The sequence below is a fragment of the Nostoc sp. genome (genome assembly GCF_036917675.1).
Lineage (GTDB): Bacteria > Cyanobacteriota > Cyanobacteriia > Cyanobacteriales > Nostocaceae > Nostoc.
In genome coordinates, this window is record NZ_JBALCT010000016.1 from 102733 (window position 1) to 123103 (window position 20371).

General features: G+C 44.9%; 19 protein-coding genes and 1 pseudogene. 6 read left to right on the forward strand and 14 right to left on the reverse strand.

Translation table 11 applies throughout. From position 1 onward, the window contains the following. Positions 1 to 7 precede the first annotated feature (7 nt). The 3 genes from V7K31_RS05540 to rlmN form a co-directional block, all read right to left on the reverse strand. Positions 8 to 529 carry a hypothetical protein gene (locus V7K31_RS05540; protein ID WP_335093067.1) on the reverse strand — a complete coding sequence of 174 codons (522 nt, stop codon included), beginning with the start codon at positions 527 to 529 and terminating at the stop codon, positions 8 to 10. A gap of 182 nt (positions 530 to 711) precedes the next feature. Beyond that, complete coding sequence (locus tag V7K31_RS05545; protein ID WP_335093068.1) at positions 712 to 1599, reverse strand: class I SAM-dependent methyltransferase; 888 nt, start codon at positions 1597 to 1599, stop codon at positions 712 to 714. A 126-nt stretch (positions 1600 to 1725) separates the two neighbouring features. Beyond that, positions 1726 to 2823: a 23S rRNA (adenine(2503)-C(2))-methyltransferase RlmN gene (rlmN, locus tag V7K31_RS05550; RefSeq protein WP_335093069.1), complete on the reverse strand. Its 1098-nt coding sequence runs from the start codon at positions 2821 to 2823 to the stop codon at positions 1726 to 1728. 290 nt (positions 2824 to 3113) lie between these two features. Here rlmN and V7K31_RS31800 point away from each other — a divergent pair. The 3 genes and pseudogenes from V7K31_RS31800 to V7K31_RS05560 form a co-directional block, all read left to right on the forward strand. Beyond that, positions 3114 to 3182, forward strand: a pseudogene (locus tag V7K31_RS31800) (hypothetical protein); the annotation flags it as partial. 62 nt (positions 3183 to 3244) lie between these two features. Next, entirely contained in the window at positions 3245 to 3520 is a 276-nt protein-coding gene (locus V7K31_RS05555) for a ribbon-helix-helix domain-containing protein (protein ID WP_335093071.1), read from the forward strand. Then, the gene (locus V7K31_RS05560; RefSeq protein ID WP_335093072.1) at positions 3517 to 3891 is read left to right on the forward strand and encodes a type II toxin-antitoxin system PemK/MazF family toxin; all 375 of its coding nucleotides are present in this window, start codon (positions 3517 to 3519) and stop codon (positions 3889 to 3891) included. The genes V7K31_RS05555 and V7K31_RS05560 overlap by 4 nt, the downstream gene beginning before the upstream one ends. Positions 3892 to 3896: 5 nt before the next feature. Here the strand turns inward: V7K31_RS05560 and V7K31_RS05565 are convergent, their stop codons facing one another. Next, a complete protein-coding gene (locus V7K31_RS05565) occupies positions 3897 to 4673 on the reverse strand; it encodes an ABC transporter permease (protein WP_335093074.1) in 777 nt (258 codons plus the stop codon). Between the two features lie 410 nt (positions 4674 to 5083). Here V7K31_RS05565 and V7K31_RS05570 point away from each other — a divergent pair, with 410 nt between their 5' ends. Further along, on the forward strand, positions 5084 to 6238 hold the full coding sequence (locus V7K31_RS05570; RefSeq protein WP_335093075.1) for a DegT/DnrJ/EryC1/StrS family aminotransferase: 1155 nt from the start codon (positions 5084 to 5086) through the stop codon (positions 6236 to 6238). A gap of 82 nt (positions 6239 to 6320) precedes the next feature. Here the strand turns inward: V7K31_RS05570 and V7K31_RS05575 are convergent, their stop codons facing one another. After that, positions 6321 to 7064, reverse strand: a complete 744-nt coding sequence (locus V7K31_RS05575; RefSeq protein ID WP_335093077.1) for a DUF561 domain-containing protein — start codon at positions 7062 to 7064, stop codon at positions 6321 to 6323. Positions 7065 to 7357: 293 nt separating this feature from the next. On the opposite strand from V7K31_RS05575, the gene V7K31_RS05580 reads away from it, so the two are divergent. After that, entirely contained in the window at positions 7358 to 7615 is a 258-nt protein-coding gene (locus V7K31_RS05580; RefSeq protein WP_335093467.1) for a hypothetical protein, read from the forward strand. On the opposite strand, the gene cheB is transcribed toward V7K31_RS05580, so the two are convergent. The 7 genes from cheB to V7K31_RS05615 form a co-directional block, all read right to left on the reverse strand. Next, positions 7616 to 8719 (reverse strand): chemotaxis-specific protein-glutamate methyltransferase CheB, encoded by a 1104-nt coding sequence (cheB, locus tag V7K31_RS05585; RefSeq protein WP_335093079.1) that lies wholly within the window; start codon positions 8717 to 8719, stop codon positions 7616 to 7618. Positions 8720 to 8777: 58 nt separating this feature from the next. Next, positions 8778 to 11066, reverse strand: a complete 2289-nt coding sequence (locus V7K31_RS05590) for a hybrid sensor histidine kinase/response regulator (RefSeq protein ID WP_335093080.1) — start codon at positions 11064 to 11066, stop codon at positions 8778 to 8780. A gap of 50 nt (positions 11067 to 11116) precedes the next feature. After that, positions 11117 to 12697, reverse strand: coding sequence for a HAMP domain-containing methyl-accepting chemotaxis protein (locus V7K31_RS05595; protein WP_335093082.1), 1581 nt, complete (start codon positions 12695 to 12697; stop codon positions 11117 to 11119). A 21-nt stretch (positions 12698 to 12718) separates the two neighbouring features. Continuing rightward, positions 12719 to 14125 carry a HAMP domain-containing methyl-accepting chemotaxis protein gene (locus tag V7K31_RS05600; protein WP_335093083.1) on the reverse strand — a complete coding sequence of 469 codons (1407 nt, stop codon included), beginning with the start codon at positions 14123 to 14125 and terminating at the stop codon, positions 12719 to 12721. Positions 14126 to 14364: 239 nt separating this feature from the next. Beyond that, on the reverse strand, positions 14365 to 15822 hold the full coding sequence (locus tag V7K31_RS05605) for a methyl-accepting chemotaxis protein (RefSeq protein WP_335093084.1): 1458 nt from the start codon (positions 15820 to 15822) through the stop codon (positions 14365 to 14367). Between the two features lie 167 nt (positions 15823 to 15989). Continuing rightward, positions 15990 to 17051 (reverse strand): chemotaxis protein CheW, encoded by a 1062-nt coding sequence (locus V7K31_RS05610; RefSeq protein WP_335093085.1) that lies wholly within the window; start codon positions 17049 to 17051, stop codon positions 15990 to 15992. Next, positions 17023 to 18609, reverse strand: coding sequence for a CheR family methyltransferase (locus V7K31_RS05615; RefSeq protein ID WP_335093087.1), 1587 nt, complete (start codon positions 18607 to 18609; stop codon positions 17023 to 17025). Before V7K31_RS05615 ends, V7K31_RS05610 begins: the two co-directional genes overlap by 29 nt. 279 nt (positions 18610 to 18888) lie before the next feature. On the opposite strand from V7K31_RS05615, the gene V7K31_RS05620 reads away from it, so the two are divergent. Next, entirely contained in the window at positions 18889 to 19242 is a 354-nt protein-coding gene (locus V7K31_RS05620) for a phage holin family protein (RefSeq protein ID WP_335093089.1), read from the forward strand. 5 nt (positions 19243 to 19247) lie between these two features. Here the strand turns inward: V7K31_RS05620 and V7K31_RS05625 are convergent, their stop codons facing one another. Both V7K31_RS05625 and V7K31_RS05630 read right to left on the reverse strand, forming a co-directional pair. Next, the gene (locus V7K31_RS05625; RefSeq protein ID WP_335093090.1) at positions 19248 to 19712 is read right to left on the reverse strand and encodes a cobalamin biosynthesis protein; all 465 of its coding nucleotides are present in this window, start codon (positions 19710 to 19712) and stop codon (positions 19248 to 19250) included. A gap of 37 nt (positions 19713 to 19749) precedes the next feature. Then, the gene (locus V7K31_RS05630) at positions 19750 to 20313 is read right to left on the reverse strand and encodes a Uma2 family endonuclease (protein WP_335093091.1); all 564 of its coding nucleotides are present in this window, start codon (positions 20311 to 20313) and stop codon (positions 19750 to 19752) included. Between the last annotated feature and the right edge of the window lie 58 nt (positions 20314 to 20371).

A 20371-nucleotide genomic window follows, 5' to 3' on the forward strand; every position in this document is an offset into this window, starting at 1 on the left:
GAGTACTTCACAGGTTGTCGTGCTGTTGTCTGAGTTGTTGCTGTCGCCTCTGTTCTTCTAATCTCAATTCTTGCTGTTGTCTAAGTTCTTGATCTTGTCTGAGTTGTTGCTGTTGTAGGCTAAATTGTTGCTGTTGTGTAAATTGTTGCTGTTGTAGTCTCGTTTCTTCCTGTTGTAATCTTAGTTGTTGCTGGCGTCTGAGTTCTTGCCGTTGTCGTGAAAATTGTTGCTGTTGTATTCTCAGCTGTTGCTGTTGTTGTTGTGGTTGTTGAAAGTGTAGCCGTAGCGATGTTTCCTCAAATTGCTCTTGTGTTTGCTGAGTTTGATCCTCTTGTTGTTGTCTGATTCTTTCTTGAAAGGACTCAGGTTGCTGAGGATTCGTCTGAATTACTTGGTGAGGAATGCTCGGAATTACTTGCTGAGGAATCCTCAGAATTACTTCTCCATAGGCAGGAGAATTCATCGGCCAAGTTTTTGCAATAACAATCACTAGTAGCCAGAATTTAAGCATCAATGATCGATTCAACATACAATTATTTTATCAATCGTTATAGTTTTATAGCCTTAAATACTTCATCTACTTCGATGACTGGAGATATGAACCAGAATTCTTCTTCGTTGCAGCAATTTGGCGTTAACATAGCTAGGCGTCCAGAATTGCGTCACTGAGAGCTTTTGTTGCGAAACCCATAACAACTATGCTTGTTTGTGTCAAACATGGCGTGTGGCAACACACATCAGCGATAATGCTGCTTGTGGAGAATTAGGATTGATACCAGACCATAATTGAGCCAAGCGATACTTCTTGTCAGATTCACCGTAATTGCCTTGTAATACCTCTGCACCAACTGTATGGTTGTGGGGATAAACCTTGACACTAAAGCCAAGTGGCTCCAGAATTTTGTAGTAGAGCTTCGGCGTTACTCCATCCCCAGGTCGGTGATGAACCTCAGTTGCTAATCCCCAAGTTTGCTCTGCTGCTGAGGTATGACCTCCTCGTTTGATTAGCCGATATAGCCCTAAGCGTAAGTTCCATAACCACAAACCTAATCCTTGGAAGTTCCAGGCAGTCAACTGAGGGTCGTGGTCTGTGATTAGGATGCCGCCTGGACGGACTAAACGCGCTGCTTCCGCCAATACGATGTCCATGTAATCACAGTGATGCAGTGTAGCATTAAGTAGTACAAGGTCAGCAAAATTAGAAATGAAAGGAAGTTGGTGGGCATCTGCCTTGACTGGTATATAGCCAATACGTTGAGCCATAGACAATGCCCCATCGCTAACATCTACACCAATTAACAATTGTGGTTTTCCCCCAAGGGTTGCATACAAATTGCCCGGGCCACAACCAATATCTACAACAATTTTATGATCCCAAGTTCCCGTGGCTGCTTCCCAGCAGGACTTGAACACTTGATCACGATGACAGTGCAAAAAATAGTTTTTTGCCCATTCTGGATGCCCAAAGTAATAACTATTCGCCTTGATGGCTGGACTGGGAGTAGGAATAGGAAAATTTAGGATATCTTGTTTATCTAAATCGACTTTAAAATCAGCAGCAATATAAGGTTTGAGAACTGAATATGAAGAAGTTGCCATAGCTATCACCTCTATTAATATCCTGCTTCAGTTCGCTACATCAGCGAACCCTTAAATTTATTAACCGAGCAATATTGCCAGGTATCTGTGAGATCAAAGTAATTAAATCTACTGAGTACAATAAATTTAATTCTTACTTGCTCTTAGTTGCCCACAAGCAGCATCGGCTTCTAAACCACGGGAATAACGGACACTAACAGCAGTATTTTGCTGCTTGAGGACGTTGACAAAGGCTTGAATGCGATCGCGGTTGGGACGTTTATAGTCTACTTCTTGGATGGGATTATAAGGAATCAAATTTACATGACTTTGGAATCCTCGCAGGCATTTTGAAAGTTGCAATGCGTGTTCTGGTAAATCGTTAACACCAGCAAGGAGAACATATTCAAAGGTAAGGCGGCGGCCAGTGATTTCCACATATTCCCGACATTCAGCCAGCAAATCTTCTAGAGGATAGGCGCGGGCGCTGGGAATAAGTTTTTCCCGTAGTGCTTGATTGGGTGCGTGCAGACTAACTGCCAGAGTGATTTGCAAATGGTTTTGCGCGAACTCACGGATGCGATCGCGAATCCCAACTGTAGAAACTGTCAGCGATCGCTGTCCGATACCGATGTCTTGGTTCAGGGTTTTCAGGGCTGCTAGGACATTCTCAGTATTTAACAACGGTTCACCCAGTCCCATAAACACCACATTGCTAACCCGTTGCTGAAAATCTTCTTGTACAGTTAACACCTGATCGATAATTTCATGGTGTGCTAGGTTGCGTTTGTAGCCGCCTTTACCAGTAGCGCAGAAATCACACGCCATTGGACAACCTACTTGAGTAGAAACACAAACTGTTAGACGGGCTTTTGGACCTTCTCCCGCTTCTGCAAAGGTAGGGATACCAACAGTTTCAATAATTTGCCCGTCTGTTAATTGTAAAAGATATTTGACTGTGCCATCGGGTGCCACAGAGCGGTAATGTAAAATTGAGCGCCCAATCGGAATTTCTGCTACTTCTTTCCGCCATTGCTTCGGGAAGACAGAAATATCAGATAGCGATCGCACCCCCTTCTCATAGATCCATTCATGCAGTTGTTTTCCTCTGTAAGCAGGTTGTCCCTGCTGCTGCACCCAAGTGCTTAACTCCGCAAGGGTCGCACCTAGAAGGGGAGGGATTAATTCTGATTTTTCTGGGTTGTTGTGTAAGTCAACCTGAGATATAAGTGGCGTAGCAGACATAAAAAATCACGAATTGATGCTGGATCTCTATCCTACACCGCCAGATTAACTTAACGTGAAATCGACGAGCAAAAAAGCTCAAAACGCTTGCTTAAAAAGGGTTTTGAGAGATTTTTACAAATAGTATTTCCACATTTATTGAGATTGCCTTCAATGTGGACTAGAAGTTATAGCAGTGATCAGACAGCTTAGGACATTGGCAAATCGTAAGAGAGGGGCTGTCAAAGCTATCCATAGCAGACTTGTCCTAACCATTATGGCAGCCGCTATACTTCTGTGGCACTGCTGGAGAGGCATCAAGCGAGACGATTAAAAAATATATTGCCAATCAAAAGACTCATAAAATTAAACTGTTTTGATAAAATATGACTAAAATGATGTTATAAAAGTCATCAAACCAAACATCATTTGCGAGAACGGTATGGAGCAACAGACGGTTCGGACAACGCTGACCCTCCCAAAGGATTTGTTAGAGGCAACGGATAAAGCCGTTCATGCAGGAAAAGCCAGAAGTCGTAACGATTTTGTAACACGGGCATTACGGCGTGAACTAGCTGCTCAAAAACGGGCAGAAATTGATGCAGCCTTAGCAGAAATGGCAAATGATCTAGAGTATCAAAGGGAAGTTTTGCAGATGGAAACAGAATTTGCCCCGGCTCAATGGGAAGCTTTGAAGTTGGAGGAAACTTCCCTTTGAGACGGGGTGAAGTCTACGACGCCCGTCTAGAGCCAACTGAAGGATCAGAACAGGGTGGAACCCGTCCAGTCATTATTGTCAGTCGGGATGCGATTAATGCTGGTAGTCCTGTGGTTCTGGCAGTTCCCTGCACAACCTATCGATCAAGTAAGCGGATCTATCCCACACAAGTGTTGATCCAGCCACCCAATGGTGGGTTGATCCATGATTCGTTGGCAATGACAGATCAAATTCGGGTACTCTCAAAATCGCGTTTATTGCGTTTGCGGGGAACGCTTTCTGAGGAAGCGATCGCCCAACTCAACCGATCGCTATTGATTGCTCTTGATCTACCAGGGCAAGATGATGAAATACTCTTCAATTTAGATTAACCCCTTCACGTCACCAACTGCGCGGCGGAATTGAAAAATTGACGACATAATCCCTTAGTAACTAAAACTGTTGTCAGCAAGTTAGCGAAAGCCACCATGAACATAATCAAAATTTCGTAGGATACAGCATCCAGGGGTTTGACACCAGCTAATAACTGTCCGGTAGTAATTCCTGGTATTGCCACCATCCCGATGAGGATCATTTGATTGAGAGTGGGAATCAATCCGGCTCTGATGGCATCTTTGCGGTACTGACTAACTGCTTGCTCTGGAGTTGCGCCTAAGCTTAAATGGGTTTCTATTTCGAGATGGCTGGAATTAATGGTGCTGACAAGACGATCGCCAGCGATCGCAGCTGCATTAGTAGCATTACCTAAGACTATCCCTGCTAGGGGAATTATATACTGTGGTTCATACCATCTTTGTGGTTGAATGATCAAGAAATTGGTATAAAGCACTGTCAGGGCGGTACTAATTAAAATTGCACCCCACACCAAAGGCAACACATGAGGAATTTTTTGGCTGATGCGATTTCGTGCGACAATCGCCGTAATTGTCAGCATTATTGCTAATAGCGCCAAAACTGCCCAAGCAGTGTCCAAAGCCAAGATGAAATCTAAAATGTATCCCAATACGAGAAGTTGTAAGATGGTTCTCCCAGTAGCAAGGGCTAAGTTCAACTCTAATCCTAATTTTTCCCAGGCAGATAAACCAATGGCGATCGCCATCAATCCTACAGCAATAGCTAAATCCACGAAATCCAGTTTGATCAGATCCTGCATAGGTTTTCTATCTCCTGGTATTTTTTTCTCAAAGCAGCGCACACAAGAGGAACTTTGATCCGATGTGTTGGATCTTGAATGATATATATCACTTTCATCAATTCAAAATGGTACGAACTTAACACGGCAAACACCTAGTACCGCAAGGCGGAATTCAAAATTCAAAATTCAAAATGAATACAGCGTAAGCGTTTTATTGATTTGGAATGAGTGGTTTATTTACGCCGTGCCGTACTAGTATGCCTACTATCTGTAAATTAAATGTACGGTAGTTAACCCCCCCCACAATTTCAGTAAAAACCCTAATAGATGCGTATCCTGGGCGATAGTCTTTTAGTAGCTCCTATTTGATTAAGCAAAAATTGACTGTCGAAGTGCATCCTTTGTATCTCCCGATAAAATGAGAACTCATGATCCAAAGTGTAAATCCCATCCCTGCATTTGATATCAAGCAGCAATACACCACCATCGAAGCAGAAGTAAGTGCAGCCGTCTTAGAGGTTCTGGCTTCTGGCCGCTATATTGGCGGCCCCCTAGTGGAAGGTTTTGAGCAACAGTTTGCTGCTTATAATACTGTTACTGAATGTGTGGCTTGTAATTCTGGTACTGATGCGCTCTACTTGGCGTTACGAGTCTTGGAAATTGGTGCAGGCGATGAAGTGATTACAACGCCTTTTACCTTTATTGCGACATCTGAAGTAATTAGTGCCGTAGGTGCAAAGCCTGTTTTCGTTGATATTGATGCTACTACGTTTAATTTGGATGTGGAGCAAGTCGCGGCGGCGATTACACCCAAAACTAAAGCGATTATCCCGGTTCACCTATTTGGACAACCTGTGGATATGACATCATTGATGGCTCTGGCTCAGTCTCACAATTTGTCAATAGTTGAAGATTGCGCTCAGTCTACAGGCGCAATTTGGGCTGATGAAAAAGTAGGAAGTATTGGACATATTGGTTGCTTTAGTTTCTACCCTACCAAAAATCTTGGTGGTTGCGGCGATGGTGGAGCAATAACGACTAATGATCCAGCGATCGCTACTAAAGTACGAATACTACGGGATCATGGTAGTAAAATTAGATATTTACATGAAGAAATCGGTGTAAATAGCCGTTTGGATGCTCTCCAAGCGGCTATTTTACAGATTAAGCTGCGTTATTTAGATATTTGGAATCATCGCCGACGAGATATCGCCAATTATTACTACCAGTTCCTTAGCCAAATTCCGGGAATCGTCCCACCCCAAGAATTACGTGGGGGTATTGGGGTATGGAATCAATACACTATTCGCATATCAGGCGAAGGGCGAAATGGTTCTAGCGCCAAATATCGAGATTGGATGCGTAGTCAATTGCAAGAACACGGCGTGAGTTCAATGATTTACTATCCCCACCCTTTACATTTGCAGCCAGTTTATCAAAGTCTGGGCTATCAAATTGGAGACTTACCAATAGCAGAGCAAGCTTGCCATGAAGTCATATCCTTGCCCATGTTCCCAGAACTAACACAACAGCAGCAAGAGCAGGTAATTTATGCGTTGAAAGAAGTAATGAGACACGATTAATCGCGTCTGTTCTGTACAGAAGTTAGGAGTTTTGAATGAATAAGTTTCTTCAACTCATCACTCCTAACTCATAACTCAAAACTTATTTCATTACTACATTTGCAGTCGCTAACGCTTCCAACAAGCCACGCACGGCGGCAATCATTGCAACTTCGCTATTGAGTTGGTTGATAGCGGAACCAACACCAACACCAGCAGCACCAGCAGCGATCGCTAATGGTGCGGTAACGCTAGAAATGCCTGAAGCACACAATACTGGCACTGATACCACACGGGAAATCTCAAAAGCTGCTGCCAAAGTGGGAGCAGCTTTTTCAATTAATCCTAGAGTTCCAGGGTGAACTGGGTTACTGCTAGTACCGCCTTCGGTTTGGATAATGTCCGCTCCAGCTTTCACCAGTTCTTCTGCTAACTGTACCTGTTGATCTAGTTCCAGGATGTGAGGAACGGTGACAGATAGGGTGATTTCTGGGAAAAGAGCGCGGGTTTGCTTAGTCAGCGCTAGCACTTCTGGAGCCTCAAAGCGGCGTCCTTGAGCATAGAAGGAATCGAAATTCCCAATTTCAATTAAATCAGCACCAGCTACCACAGCTTGCACAAATTTCTCTGGTTCTACTGCCGATACACAAATTGGTAATTTTGTCAAACTTTTAGCTAACTGTACCAAAGCTGGATCGGCGGCAATATCGACAAAAGTAGCACCGCCAAATTCAGCAGCTTTGACAGTCGCAGCGACGCTAGCGGCGTCGAAGTTATTCAAGCCGCTAATCACTTTCAGAACGCGGCGGTTAGTAAATGCACGTTGGAGTCTGGAATACATCGTCATGGTTGGGCTTTTGAAGCTATGAAAATTAGGTATATTCTACCGTTCCTTAGTTGATGAGGGACTAAATCATTACGGCAGTTGCCAAATTTTGATAGTTTTATTCTTTTTTGGGATTTGCGATCGCTATCTTGTAAAATTTTGCTCTTGGAGTTTACTCTCCCGATTCAGCTAGGTATTAAATACAGCACAACACTACCATAAACCATAAAGTTCAGCAGATATCATATCTATGTGAGAATAATTAAGTTCTGTTAAGTTATTCTTTTCAGGAGAAAGATATTACTGAAGAAATAATGGCAAACTTTGACGAGAAAGAAATACTTGAACTCTGGGATAATAGAGCTAGAGACTGGGATATTCAACCCACATTCCGCACTTCAAAAGTAGCATTAAGCACTACAGAACTATTCTCGCTCAAAATCGGAATAAAAAATCAACTAGGAAAGCTAACGAGTCGTCCCACATTAAGATGGATATTTCAATGTTTTCAAGGAATTCATGTTTTGACTTTAAATGGGGTTAATGAGCATGGGAGGCTTACGGCGAAATAGCTAAATTACCCGAAAACTGGAGATTCGATTCAAGAGCATGGGAGCAATTTCGCTAATTGGCAAAATGTGTTGGACGGCTCCCAGAGCGATCGCTTCTTTGGGCATCCCGAAGACAACGCAGGTTTGTTCATTCTGAGCAATGGTGGTGCCTCCGGCTTGGGCGATCGCTTGTAATCCATCTGCGCCATCCCGTCCCATACCAGTCAGCAAAATGCCAATTGCCGATCGCGGGTAGCAGGTAGCAACGGTTTGAAACAATGCTGTGACAGAGGGACGATGCCCGGAGACGGGAGGGGTGCTGACGGTGATTAATCGCCCTTGAGTGTTGAGTTGCAGGTGGTGTCGTTCGGGAGCAAAGTAGACGGTACCCTGCTTGGGAAATTCTCCCGGTTGGGCGATCGTCACCCGCAGGAAACATTCTCCTTGCAGCCAATCTACCAGTCCTTGCAGAAATCCTTCGCTGATATGCTGAACACACAGAATGGGTACGGGAAAGTTTGCAGGCAGTTGTTTCAGGATCGTGTGCAATGCCTGGGGACCGCCTGTGGAGGCGCCGATCGCCACGACTTTGGCCAGGGAGAACGGCGAATTACCAATGGAGAATTGCGAGTTACTGACAGGTTTGGGGCTAACAGGCTGCGTTCTGGGTTCTACCGTCGCAGTTCTAGAAGCGTGACGAGTAAAGACTGTAACCCCTGCCAAAACTTTGATCCGGTTGATTAATTCGTTCTTGACCTGTTCATAGTCTGAAAGGGAGTCGATACTAGGTTTGGGGAAGACATCTAAAGCACCTGCTTGCAGCAGTTTAAAAACATTGCGGGAATCTTCTTGGGTGTTGACGGAGGTGCTGATCACCAGAATAGGACGGGGATAGTCTGCCATAATCCGCCGGGTTAGTTCCAGTCCATCCATTCTGGGCATGTGTAAATCGGTGCAGATTACTTGGGGCTGTGCGGCTGGAATTCGCTCCAATGCTTCCACGCCATTGGGAGCAGTTCCCACCACATTCATTTCTGAGGAACTCGCCAGAATCCGCTTAAGGATGGTTAAGGCGACGAGGGAATCCTCCACCAGAAAGACGCGAATTGGGGCAGAGTTTTTCATTGATTGAGAGTAAGTTCACATCCTCCGAAAAAATTGTTCTTCATTCATCTGAAAACCACTACACTAACCTTTGGAGAGTTGACAGCAAAGCTTCTTGATTAAAGCTGCCTTTGATAATGTAGGCATTGGCTCCGGCTTCCGCACCGCGACGTTTATCTTCATCGCTGGCAAGGGAAGTAACCAGGATAATTGGTAAATCGCTATATTCCTGATATTGGCGGATTTTGGCAGTTAACCCCAAGCCATCGAGATTTGGCATTTGCACATCGGTGACAACGGCATCAACGGTGTGCGATCGCAGTTTGTTCAACCCATCCAGACCATCCACGGCAGTAATAACTTGATAACCTGCTGTTTCTAAAATTCGCTTTTCTTGAGTGCGTGTGGCAATAGAATCTTCGACTAATAAGATGGTTTGTTTTGTGGGTGCAACTTGACGAACTTGGGTAGAAGAGATGGACTGCGATCGCGATCGGGCTGACTTCACCAAATCCTGGGGATTCAACACCATACACACATCTCCAGTGCCTAAAATTGTTGCCCCAGAAACATTGCGGACTCGTTTAAGCAACTGACTTTGAGGTTTAATTACGACATCTTGCTCATCCACTAAGGCATCTACCACCACACCCAGTTGTTCTTGCCCAACCTGAAGAATAATGCAGGAAAGCGCCGTTTCTTGAGTTAACCCAGATGGCATTGGTGGCAGTTCTAATAGATCAGCCAATTGCACTATCGAAATGGGTTTGCTATCCCGAATTACTGTATCATGCCCCTCCAAGGGAAAAATCTCTTCTGACTTGATCAAGCAGGCGGTTTGCACAAACTCGACTGGGATGCCATAGGGCATTTCGTTCACTTGCACAATCAAGACATGGGCGGTTGCCAAGGTGATACCGAGATTGACGCGCAGGGTACATCCTCGTCCAGGAAAGGATTCCACCTCAATGGTGCCTTTCAATTTCTCGACATTGGTTTGCACCACATCCAGCCCCACACCCCGTCCTGATAATTCTGTCACTAGGGGGGCTGTTGAAAAGCCCGGTGCGAAGATCAACGCCTGGATCTGGCTGGGAGTCATTGTCGCTGATTCTTCCTCCCCGCAAATGCCCCGTTTTACCGCTATTTGTTTGATTTTATCCAGGTCAAGCCCCCGGCCATCATCACTGATTTCCAGCACAATGTTAGTGGGAGTTTGGTAAGCTCTGAGCCGAATTGTTGCCGTTCTTGGTTTTCTTAGCCGTTCCCGTTCCTGTGGTGGCTCAATCCCGTGATCGATCGCATTTCGCAGGATATGCATTAGCGGATCTTTCATTTCTTCCAACAGGCGTTTGTCGGCAAGGGTGTCTTTGCCTTCCAGGATCAACTCCACCAATTTTCCCTGGTGCTGCGCCAGATCGCGCACCATTCGGGGGAAGAGGTTGAAGATGGTTGCAAAGGGCAGCAATCGCAGGGTACGAATCCCCTCTTCTAGATCGCCACTCAGTTGTTCCAGTCGGGTTGTGTCTTCTGAAAGGGAACTTTGCAGGGTTTTCACCAAATGACCCAATTGCTCTAATCGTTCTTCAGAGTGATGATGAAAAGTTTCTAGACGCTTGAGGACGACGTTACCCTCTTGCTCTCGGCTGAACGCAAACCGATTAGTGAACAAATCTCGGTTCCATTCTTCCCACAGATTGGCGATCGCCTCAATTTCTCCCAACCGATGAGCAATCCGAATTTTGGTTACAGTTAACTCCCCTGCTTGTGTCATCAACGTATCCAGTTGGCGAGTGCCAACGCGGATGGTTTCGATGCGGTAGGAGGGATTTTGGATTGATCCGTTTTCCTCTTGATTTCTGTCAAGGGTATTGTTCTTGACTGTATTTGTGAATTCAATACCGTTGGCTTCTGGCTCCTGGCTGTTGAATTCTGTCTCCTGATTTCCACTCTCTTCCCCTTTCACCTGCTTTGCTCCCATCAATTCCGCTAGAGCATAAAAGGTATCAACTCTGGCAGGTTCTCCGGTGACGGCTTCGTGAACTAGTTTGCGGATGGCGGCGATCGCATGAGCGAGGCGTTCATAGGGTGCGTCTGTCGTAACATTATCCAACGAGGATGCAGGGTTTTCTTGCCGCTTGAGTTGAGTCAAAACATGCTCAATCTGATGTGCCAGAGTGCCGACATCTTTAACTCCCAACATATTGGCATCGCCTTTCAGAGAATGCGCCTCCCGCATCAAGGCTTCTAGGACAGCCAGATCATCGGGGTGGTTTTCCAGATGCAGCAATCCATCATCCAGGTTTTGCAGGTGTTCTTCGCTGGCTACTTTAAAAACGTCTCTCAGTTCTTCATCATCGATGATCATAATGTTATGGCAGAGGTTAGGGGAGTGAATTTGGGATTTTACACACGTCGCTAAATGGTTGCCTTGAGTGCTTGCGCTGACTCGTTTAGTTGTTCAGTACCAGAGCGGATCTGGCTAATGCCACTGGCAGTTTCACGCGCCGCAATATTCAGGTCATTCATGGCAGAGACAATTTGCTGAATGGCGATCGCTTGCTGGTTGATATTGAGTGAAATCTGTTGACTGTTGAGGACAATCTTATTCACTGCACCTTCTACACCTGCAAAGGATTCTGACGTTTCCTGGGCAATTCGCGTCCCTTCTTCCACAGTTTTAGTGCCTTCATGGGTGACAATGACAGTGGTGCTGATGGCAGATTCAATGTCCCCTACCAAGGTGTTGATCTTTTCAGTTGATTTTTTGCTCTGGTCTGCTAGTTTGCGAATTTCAGCAGCGACAACGGCAAAGCCTTTACCATGTTCCCCTGCCCGAACTGCTTCCACAGCTGCATTTAACGCCAGCATATTGGTCTGAATTGCCAACTCGCCCACCAGACTAGAGATATTGGCAATCTGTTTAGTTTGCTGATTTAAGCGGGTAATGTGATCGGCAATGGCTCCTACTTTTTGCCGTAGGGTTTCCATACCCTTGAGGGTACGTTTTACAGCTTCAGTACCGTTACTTGCAAGGGTCAACGCTTGTCGTGCCCCTGCTGCCGCAGATTCTGCTTGTTCGGCTGACTGCTGCGATGAGGCTCCTAATTCATCGATGGTGATGGTGGTTTGATTGACGGAAGCTGCCTGTCGGGTAGCAGTCCGTTCTTGCTGCTCAACCGTCGCGGCGATTTCATTAGTGGAGGCAGCCATTGTTTGAACAATTTCAGCAATTTTGCCGGTCAACGGTTTAGCTATTTTGTTGCTCAGAAATATTCCTAGTAAGATTGCCCCCAGAGGACCGACAATGATACCAGTAATCACCCAATTTGTGGTCAAGCGGGCATCATTACTGGCGGCTTTATCTGCATCTTCAGCACTATCCTGATTAATTTTGATCAGTTGCAACAATGAGTCAGTCACAACCGCAAAGGAAACATCATTTTTGGCAACAGCGTTTTCTCTGAGTTTTGTCAGTTGATCGGCAGCAGCGATCGCCGCCTTCATTTCTGGAGAATTCTCTCGCTTCTGAATGGTCAATTCCAGCTGTCTGCGAGTGGGGTTTGCAATACCTAACTGAGCAAAGTTCTGGTAAGCCTGAAGATAGGCGGCATGACCCTGCTTCCACGTCTGCCACTGTTGTTTAAATGTCTGGTAGAGTTTTTCCTCGTCGGGATCGCGGAGCGGGGCATCATATTCTTCAAAGCCTGCGTCAATCTGCTTCCAGGCTGTCTGCATTCGATTTAACTCAGACTGTTTGGTTCCCAAAGGTATTTCGGGGTTGATAATCGTTCGCTCTACCGACTGGATCTGGGTATGCCCTTCACTAATTTTCCACAATCCATCGAGGCTGGGGAGGCTATTATGGCTGAGGGTGTCGATATGGCTGCTTAATTGATGAGTACCCCGCCAGCCGACAGATCCGATCACCAAAACGACACCGCCCATAAGCAAAAATGAACCCATCAATCTTGCGTGCAGAGACATATTTTTCAACATACCTGTAACTCCAATACATTTTTAGACAACGGCTTTTAGTTCCTGAGCGGCATCATTCAGCCGTTGTGTACCAACTTTAATTTGACTGATGCCAGAAGCGGTTTCTCTGGCAGTAATGTTGAGCGAGTTCATGGCTTCTACCACCTGTTGAACGGCGATCGCCTGTTGATTGGAAGTCAGGGAAATTTGCTGACCATTCACCGCGATCGTTTTGATGGCATCTACAATTTTTTCTACGGTTTTAGTACCTTCACCAGTGACTATGACGGTGGAATTGGTCGATTTTTGAATGTCTACGACTAGTACATTAATTTTTTCAGCCGATCGCTTACTTTGGTCTGCCAGTTTGCGAATTTCGGCAGCAACAACCGCAAAACCTTTGCCATGTTCCCCGGCTCGCACCGCTTCCACTGCCGCGTTGAGCGCCAGCATATTGGTTTGACTTGCCAGGTCGCTCACAAGGGCGGAGATCATGCCAATTTGATTGGTTTGTTCGCTCAGGTGGAGAATTTGCGTGGCAATGTCGCCTACTTTTTCTCGTAGGCTCGATTGGCTGGTCTGCCCCTCTTGAGTCCGACCGTCTACCAGCAACAACACCTGCTGCGCCCCTGCGGCTGAGGCTTCTGCTTGTTCGGCAGACTGGCGGGAGGAAGCCCGCAACTGATCCATTGTGGTGGTGGTTTGGTTGACAGAATTGGCTTGTTGGATGGTGGCGCGTTCTTGTTGCTCGATGGTCGTGGCAATTTCAGTGGTGGAAATGGCGATCGCGCTGGCAGAGGCGTTCATCTGGCGGGAAGTGCGGCTAATCACCCAGATGCCAATTAAAATAGATAGCACGAGGGAGAGTCCACTTGCTAACATCACCGTGAGCTTAAGGGCATTGAGCGCCTCTTGCTGCTGTTTTGCGGCAATTGCAAAAGTCTGATCTTCTCGAGTCTGCATTTCTTCAATCATGTCTACGACATCCTGCCCTTGATTGCGGGAATTTCCCTTACTCCAGCTTTCAACGGCTTCTTTGACTTTGCCCTGATCCACCTTTGCCATCAAATTATCGTCAAAAGCAATCTGTTTATTCCGCAGTTCTTCCAGTTTGGTTAAAGACAGTCGTTCCTGTTGCGATCGGGCAAGTGTGATCAGTTTTGCTAGAAATTCCTTGGAATCCTTTTGAGTCTTTTGGTAGCTCTCAAGCGATTGCTGATTTTTTTCTAATAAATAGCCTCGATTTGCCTTAGAATTACTTTGCACACTAACAGAAAGATCATCAAGTATTGAGTTAATGTCATAAGAAGACAATAAATTTTCTGACCGTTGGTTCACCGTGTTGATATTGATGATCGTCATTCCGGCAGAAACTAACAATGCCAGCACGGGAACGGCATACCCGCCAATAATCCAGTATCTTAGTTTCCAATTTTGCTTACTTTCCATCTTGTTATCTCCTATAAGTGGATAAGTTCGAGAATTTGCAGATATTGCTGTCACACAATGAGAGGATTTGAGATTTTAGATTCACCCCATTGACTGAAAAGGGAGGAGGGGGAACTGAGCAAGGGAGAAAGATACTGGAATTCCCCTGTAAAAAGGGTTTCAGAGCAACTAAATTTATTTATGGGGTTTTCCCCCTGCTCCCTATTCCCTGCCCCTTTTCCTCTTCGATGACTCCCTTCTCATACAACACTCTGTAGCTTATAAGCTGCGTTATTGAGTTCGTGAGTGCTAACGCGAGTCTGACTGATGCCGATGGCTGTCTCTCTAGCAGAGTTCTTGAGTGCATTCATTGCCTGTAAAATTTGCTGAACCGCTATTGCTTGCTGATTGGCGTTGAGCGAGATTTGCTGAATATTCAATACCATCCGATTCACGGCATCGGTGACACTGCTGAACACTTCCACTGTCTGCTTAGTCATTACCGCACCCTGTTCGGCAGTTTTTGTGCTTTCATCCGTCATCACAACGGTTGAGTTGATCGCGGATTGAATGTCATTGACTAGCACATTAATTTTTTCAGCCGATTTCTTGCTTTGATCTGCCAGTTTGCGAATTTCGGCGGCGACGACTGCAAAGCCCTTACCCTGTTCCCCTGCCCGCACTGCCTCCACTGCTGCATTTAGCGCCAGCATATTAGTCTGATTTGCTAAGTCACTCACCAACCCGCAAATAGTGCCAATTTGCTTGGTTTGTTCGGTCAGGCGCAGCATTTGGTCTGCTACCGCACTGACTCTGTGGCTCAAGGCTGCCATCCCTTCTAGGGTACGGGTGAGTGATTGATTGCCTTGATCTGCCAAATTTAAGACCTGTTGAGCGCTAGTGGAGGCAGTGGATGCTTGCTTGGCAGACTGTTGGGCAGAGGCGCTGAGTTCGTCCATTGTAGTAGTGGTTTCGCTGACCGAAGCTGCCTGTTGGTTGGCAGTGCGCTCTTGTTGCTCGATGGTGATGGCAATTTCAGCCGTTGAGGTGGCGATCGCACTAGCTGATTCATTTATCCGTCGAGCAGTGCGGCTAATTAGCCAGATACCAATCAAAACTGACAACAGCAAGGAAAGTCCAGTCGCGGACAGGATGGTTAGCTTGAGCGTATCGAGCGCTCCTTGCTGTTGTTTAGCAGCCGTGATCACATTCTGGTCTTCTCGCCGCTGAATTTCATTGATCACACTTGTCAGGTCATCAACCATACTGCGGGCATTTTCCTGACTCCAGGTTTCAATAGCTTCCTGAACTTTGCCCTGATTCACTTTGGCAATCAAATCATCCTCGACAACCATCAAATTATTCAGCAGCCCCTCTAGCCTGGTTAACGACTGTCGCTCTTGCTCCGTTCTGGCAAGCGACATTAACTTTGACAAAAGTTCGTTGAAGCTTTTTTGAGATTTTTGGTATTCGTCAAAGGATGTCTGATTTTTTTCTAACAAATAGCCCCGAACTGACTTAGAACCGCTTTGCACATTTGTGGCAAGGGCATTAATCGCTGAATTAACGTTATATGAAGAAACTAAATTCTGCGCTCGCTGAATCACTAGGTTGATATTGATGAATATCAGCCCCGCAGAAACTAACAATGCCAGCATGGGAACCGCATACCCGCCAAAAATCCAATATCTCAATTTGCAATTTTGCTTACTTTCCATTTTGTTATCTTCTATCAGTGAATGAGTTTGATAATTTCCAGATATTGCCGTTATTACCATTTAGATATAGCTATTTTTTAATTGGACTAAAATTGCTATATCCCTTCTCTGTTAAGAGTTCCCTATTCCCTTTCTGAACTAGATAATTTATTTTTCATTACCACTTATTAAACCTCTTCATTGACAACCAACACCTCTGAAGTCAGCAGTCTAGACAAATTGATGATGCTCATCATCCGGTCTCGATAGGGTGCGACACCCTGGAGATAGTCGTCCTTGACAGAATGCAGAGCAATTGGAGTCGTGGTCATTTGGGAGGGATGAATATACGTCACATCAAAAATGTCATCGACGGCAATGCCTGCCACCCGTTGATCCAGACGAACCACAACGGCATGCTGATGCGATCGCACTGCATTCATGGGCAGATCAACGACATCATTGATATTGATTAATGTGACAATTTCACCCCGCAAATTGATGTTGCCAACAATGTGTGGTGGACAGCAGGGAATCGGGGTAATCTTGTGAATCTCGGTAAACTCATGCACCGTTTCCAAGCTAAATCCGAAGTACTCCCCCGCCAACCCCACAACAGCCAAAGCCAAAAGCCCAGCCGAATTTTCGTCAGCGATCAAACATCGGAGAGTTTCAGTTCGCTGTTGAAAAATCTGTCGCTCCTGGGAATCGAAATGATCATATAAGTTTTGATTTAGGACTGAATCAGATGGGTGTTTTAGTGCATCATCGACTGAGCTATTGTTAAAATCAGAATTGGCATTGAAAGTAGTCTCTATAAGGGCGTATTGCACCAATATTTCTGGATTGAGCAATGTCACAATTCCTTCTTCAACGTTGGCAATGCCCATCACCAATGCATCCGGCAAGCTCTCTTTTGACTGATTGCAGACATTGGCAGTGATTTGATCAGCCGCGATCGCTTGCACACTATCCACTTGACTGACGATGATTCCGATTCTTTGAGTTTCCCACTCTAGGACAATCATGCTGTCAGTTAATTGAAAGGGGGGACGTGCTTGTTTTAAGCGGTGATATAAATCCATCACCGGCAGAAACTTCCCTCGCAGATTAATCACGCCCAAAATTGTGCTAGGACTTTCGGCGATCGCAGTCACTTCTGGCAGAAAAAAGAGTTCTTGCACGGCTGTAGCCGGAATGCCATAGCGTGAGTGATTAAGCTTAAACATTAAGTAGGATTGATCGTTCATAATTGGTTAAATTTAAATGCTTAAGAACATGTGCTTTTAACTCGGCAGTGGTTTGCTGGTTATTGAAATCGATCACTTGCTCTGGGGGTAGACTTTGCAAAATTTCTAAAAGCGATCGCCAGATTTTTTGAGCCTGTTTTGTATTTCCTTCTCGTTCATATATAAAACCCAATTCTATGTGAGCATTAACAGAACTGGGAGCAAGATAAATAATACGTTTTAAGAAGGATTTTGCACTGTCATGATCTCCTTGTTCTTCGGCAATTTGAGCCAATAAATGATAGGGTTCGATCGCCAATGGGCTGATCTGGAGTGCCTGCTGACACGCCTGATTTGCCTGAGAGTAATCGCCAAAATTTGCGTAAGCTTCTGCCATCAAACAATATGCCTGAAAGTGTTGAGGGGCAAGAGCAATCAGTTGTTTCGCTATTTGAGTGACATCGGCATCAGCTTCTGGAATTAGCGATTGCTTGGCTGTATCTAAAAGGGTTTGTTGAGTGTTTGTACTCACGTCGCCGCCCGTTCCCAACCTTGGAACAAAGGGGTTAAAAATTTCGGTTTCCCTGCTCTCAAATTTGGCAGCAGGAGTTAGGGGATGTAGGTCTTTGCTCTTCTCGTTGAGTGCGCTATGCCTCTGATAAGCCGCAGATTGCGGAAAATTTTTGACTTGAAACGGTTCAGTTTTGTGTGTGTGTAATTCTGTGTGACCTGTGAGCAGAAACCCTCCCGGTGCTAGAGAGCAGTAAAACTTATCTATAACTTGTGCGATCGCGTTAAAGTCAAAATAAATAAACACATTGCGACAAAGAATCAAATCAAAATCGTGAATCATGGACGCGTAAGTAGGGTAGTTATCCTGTATCAGGTTTCCAGGTTGAAATGTGACCATTGCTCCAATAGCAGGATCGATTTTCCAACCTTTTTTCTGTGATTGAAAGTAGCGACTTTTGATCTCTGGAGTGATTGTCCGAAAAGACCAATCGCTGTAAATTCCTTGTTGAGCTAGGGCGATCGCGGATTGATTAATGTCTGTGCCTAAAATCAGAATGTCCCATGCCTGATTGTCGGGGATCAGTTCCTTCACCAGAATCGCAAGTGAGTAAGCTTCTTCACCTGTCGAACAGCCTGCACTCCAAAGCCGTAATGTCGGTCGATAAAATTGTCCATTGGCAGGGTTGTAGTGAGTTAAACTCAGATCCCGTTTGCGCTCGATCAACTCTGGGAGCAACTGATTTTTGAGCAGCGACATCTGCCCCTGATCCCGAAAAAAATAAGTTTCAGTGACAGTAAGTAAAGAGATTAGTTCTTGCCACTCTACCGTACTGGGAATTAATTGATTTGTTGCCACCAAGAGCTGATAATAATCATTGAGTGAGGATAATCCCAGCGCCCGAATGCGAGTGAAAAGATTTTTCTTTAATGTATCTTGATACTGTGGTTGGATCTGAATGCCGAATGTATCAGCAATCAGATTAACCATCTCTGACAAACTAAAGTCATCATTGCGTTGAGGATTGGGTTCAAATAAAATGGGGCGATCGCTGATCATCTGATTCATTACTACATGATTTTCTTTTCCGATACCTTTAGGTTTCCCATTTCAATCTCTTGATTCTCATTTGCATGATATATCGCTAACTACTGTTACATCTATTTGATGACATGGGCGTGGAAACAGCTTTTTTTTGTATATTCCCTCAAAAAGTACGGCTGCTTCATTCCCTAAAACAGGTAAAATAGCAAGTATTGGGGGTATATAAAATTATGAGTAGCAATCTGATTGAACACCTCAAGCAGAAATTAATTAAACTTACGGCTAATTCATCTAAAAAAACTTATGCAACACTTTTTATTAACTTGGCTCGGTAGTGCAGTGGCATTATTTATTACTGCTAATATCGTTCCGGGATTCTTTATCAAGAATTTTTTGACTGCCTTGGTTGCTGCTCTTGTTATTGGTCTGGTTAATGCATTTATTAGACCAATTTTGCAGATTTTGACCTTTCCGATTACCTTACTCACCTTTGGTTTATTTACATTAGTGATCAACGCCTTAACCCTTTGGCTGGCAAGTGCCCTAACTCCTGGTTATGGTTTTGAGATTCAGGGCTTTCTACCGGCTTTGTTAGGTTCAATTGTGCTAGCAGTTGTTTCTAGCATAATTAACTATTTGTTAAGAGTTGTTGACTAGAAAAATTAGTAAATTGTAATACTCATATTTGAGGCTTGGGCAACAGCTAGCGTTACCGCTCCTGGTTGCCCTTGTAACTGGAAAATTTGTTTAGGAACTAAGAAGCTCACCCGCAATTCCTCTATGCTTGTAAACGGGAAAACAGTCAACGCTGTGAGTTGAGATGCTGCAAGAATAGCAGCTGCCTCTGCTACGCTAGGTGTACCTACTTTGTGGTCGGTAATTGTGGCAGGGTTGGGGACACAGACAGAGCGAAGGATTTGGGCAGAAAAGGTTTTTAGGGGCAAATTGCGGAGGTTGCAAAGTTCTACTAAACCAACTTCCGAGGCTTTAGTGTCAATGCTAGCAATCCCTGCGATCGCACTTTGAAAAAGTTGATTTTCTCGAAATATTTGCTCAATCGCCCGATCAATCAACTGCCATGAGGTTCCCCGTTTACAACCGATTCCTACCCATAAAACCTGTTGCATTTGCTCTATTTCCTGATTCAATTCGTCAGGGTTTGGTTTACTCCAACAGCCAACCAAATAAATTTCCTACTGTCAACCTCAACTCAGTTGCAAAATCTGGCACAGGAAGTAAAGCTTCTAATTCATCGAACATGACGGGCTGTTGATTGCGGATGTACACAAATACAGTTTGTTCTTCTGGATCAATCAGCCAACCCATTTGTGTTTCATAATTCAGGCAATGTAAAATATTTTTTGTAACTTTCGTTTGTCTTTGATCGGGTGATAGAATCTCGATAGTCCAATCGGGAGATGCTGAAAATAAATTTGCTACCCTGCCATCTTCTTTGCGAGGTATTCTCTCCCAAGTAAATACCGCTACATCCGGGACAATTGATCTGCCACCAAATGTACACCGCAGTTCTGGATATGATCGTGCAACTTTTTGGGGTTTCAAGACAGCATTAATAAAAATAATCAGTTCACCTTGAATTGTACTGTGCTTTCCCTGTGCCATAGGTTTTTGAATAATTTCACCATTGATATACTCACTAGCGGGCTTGGTTTCTGGTAGCATCAGAAACTCCGCCAAAGTTATGTTTTTAGATGATGTCCGTACCATTTGCGATCGCCTCCAATAAAACGCCCTCTTCGAACTCCACCAATTACGAATTACGAAT

What these genes read in the sequence shown, in the direction of transcription:
- V7K31_RS05540 (WP_335093067.1), bottom strand. Translation starts at nt 529, where the DNA reads ATGTTGAATCGATCATTGATGCTTAAATTCTGGCTACTAGTGATTGTT.
- V7K31_RS05545 (WP_335093068.1), bottom strand. Translation starts at nt 1,599, where the DNA reads ATGGCAACTTCTTCATATTCAGTTCTCAAACCTTATATTGCTGCTGAT.
- rlmN (WP_335093069.1), bottom strand. Translation starts at nt 2,823, where the DNA reads ATGTCTGCTACGCCACTTATATCTCAGGTTGACTTACACAACAACCCA.
- V7K31_RS05555 (WP_335093071.1), top strand. Translation starts at nt 3,245, where the DNA reads ATGGAGCAACAGACGGTTCGGACAACGCTGACCCTCCCAAAGGATTTG.
- V7K31_RS05565 (WP_335093074.1), bottom strand. Translation starts at nt 4,673, where the DNA reads ATGCAGGATCTGATCAAACTGGATTTCGTGGATTTAGCTATTGCTGTA.
- V7K31_RS05570 (WP_335093075.1), top strand. Translation starts at nt 5,084, where the DNA reads ATGATCCAAAGTGTAAATCCCATCCCTGCATTTGATATCAAGCAGCAA.
- V7K31_RS05575 (WP_335093077.1), bottom strand. Translation starts at nt 7,064, where the DNA reads ATGACGATGTATTCCAGACTCCAACGTGCATTTACTAACCGCCGCGTT.
- V7K31_RS05580 (WP_335093467.1), top strand. Translation starts at nt 7,358, where the DNA reads ATGGCAAACTTTGACGAGAAAGAAATACTTGAACTCTGGGATAATAGA.
- cheB (WP_335093079.1), bottom strand. Translation starts at nt 8,719, where the DNA reads ATGAAAAACTCTGCCCCAATTCGCGTCTTTCTGGTGGAGGATTCCCTC.
- V7K31_RS05590 (WP_335093080.1), bottom strand. Translation starts at nt 11,066, where the DNA reads ATGATCATCGATGATGAAGAACTGAGAGACGTTTTTAAAGTAGCCAGC.
- V7K31_RS05595 (WP_335093082.1), bottom strand. Translation starts at nt 12,697, where the DNA reads ATGTTGAAAAATATGTCTCTGCACGCAAGATTGATGGGTTCATTTTTG.
- V7K31_RS05600 (WP_335093083.1), bottom strand. Translation starts at nt 14,125, where the DNA reads ATGGAAAGTAAGCAAAATTGGAAACTAAGATACTGGATTATTGGCGGG.
- V7K31_RS05605 (WP_335093084.1), bottom strand. Translation starts at nt 15,822, where the DNA reads ATGGAAAGTAAGCAAAATTGCAAATTGAGATATTGGATTTTTGGCGGG.
- V7K31_RS05610 (WP_335093085.1), bottom strand. Translation starts at nt 17,051, where the DNA reads ATGAACGATCAATCCTACTTAATGTTTAAGCTTAATCACTCACGCTAT.
- V7K31_RS05615 (WP_335093087.1), bottom strand. Translation starts at nt 18,609, where the DNA reads ATGAATCAGATGATCAGCGATCGCCCCATTTTATTTGAACCCAATCCT.
- V7K31_RS05620 (WP_335093089.1), top strand. Translation starts at nt 18,889, where the DNA reads ATGCAACACTTTTTATTAACTTGGCTCGGTAGTGCAGTGGCATTATTT.
- V7K31_RS05625 (WP_335093090.1), bottom strand. Translation starts at nt 19,712, where the DNA reads ATGCAACAGGTTTTATGGGTAGGAATCGGTTGTAAACGGGGAACCTCA.
- V7K31_RS05630 (WP_335093091.1), bottom strand. Translation starts at nt 20,313, where the DNA reads ATGGTACGGACATCATCTAAAAACATAACTTTGGCGGAGTTTCTGATG.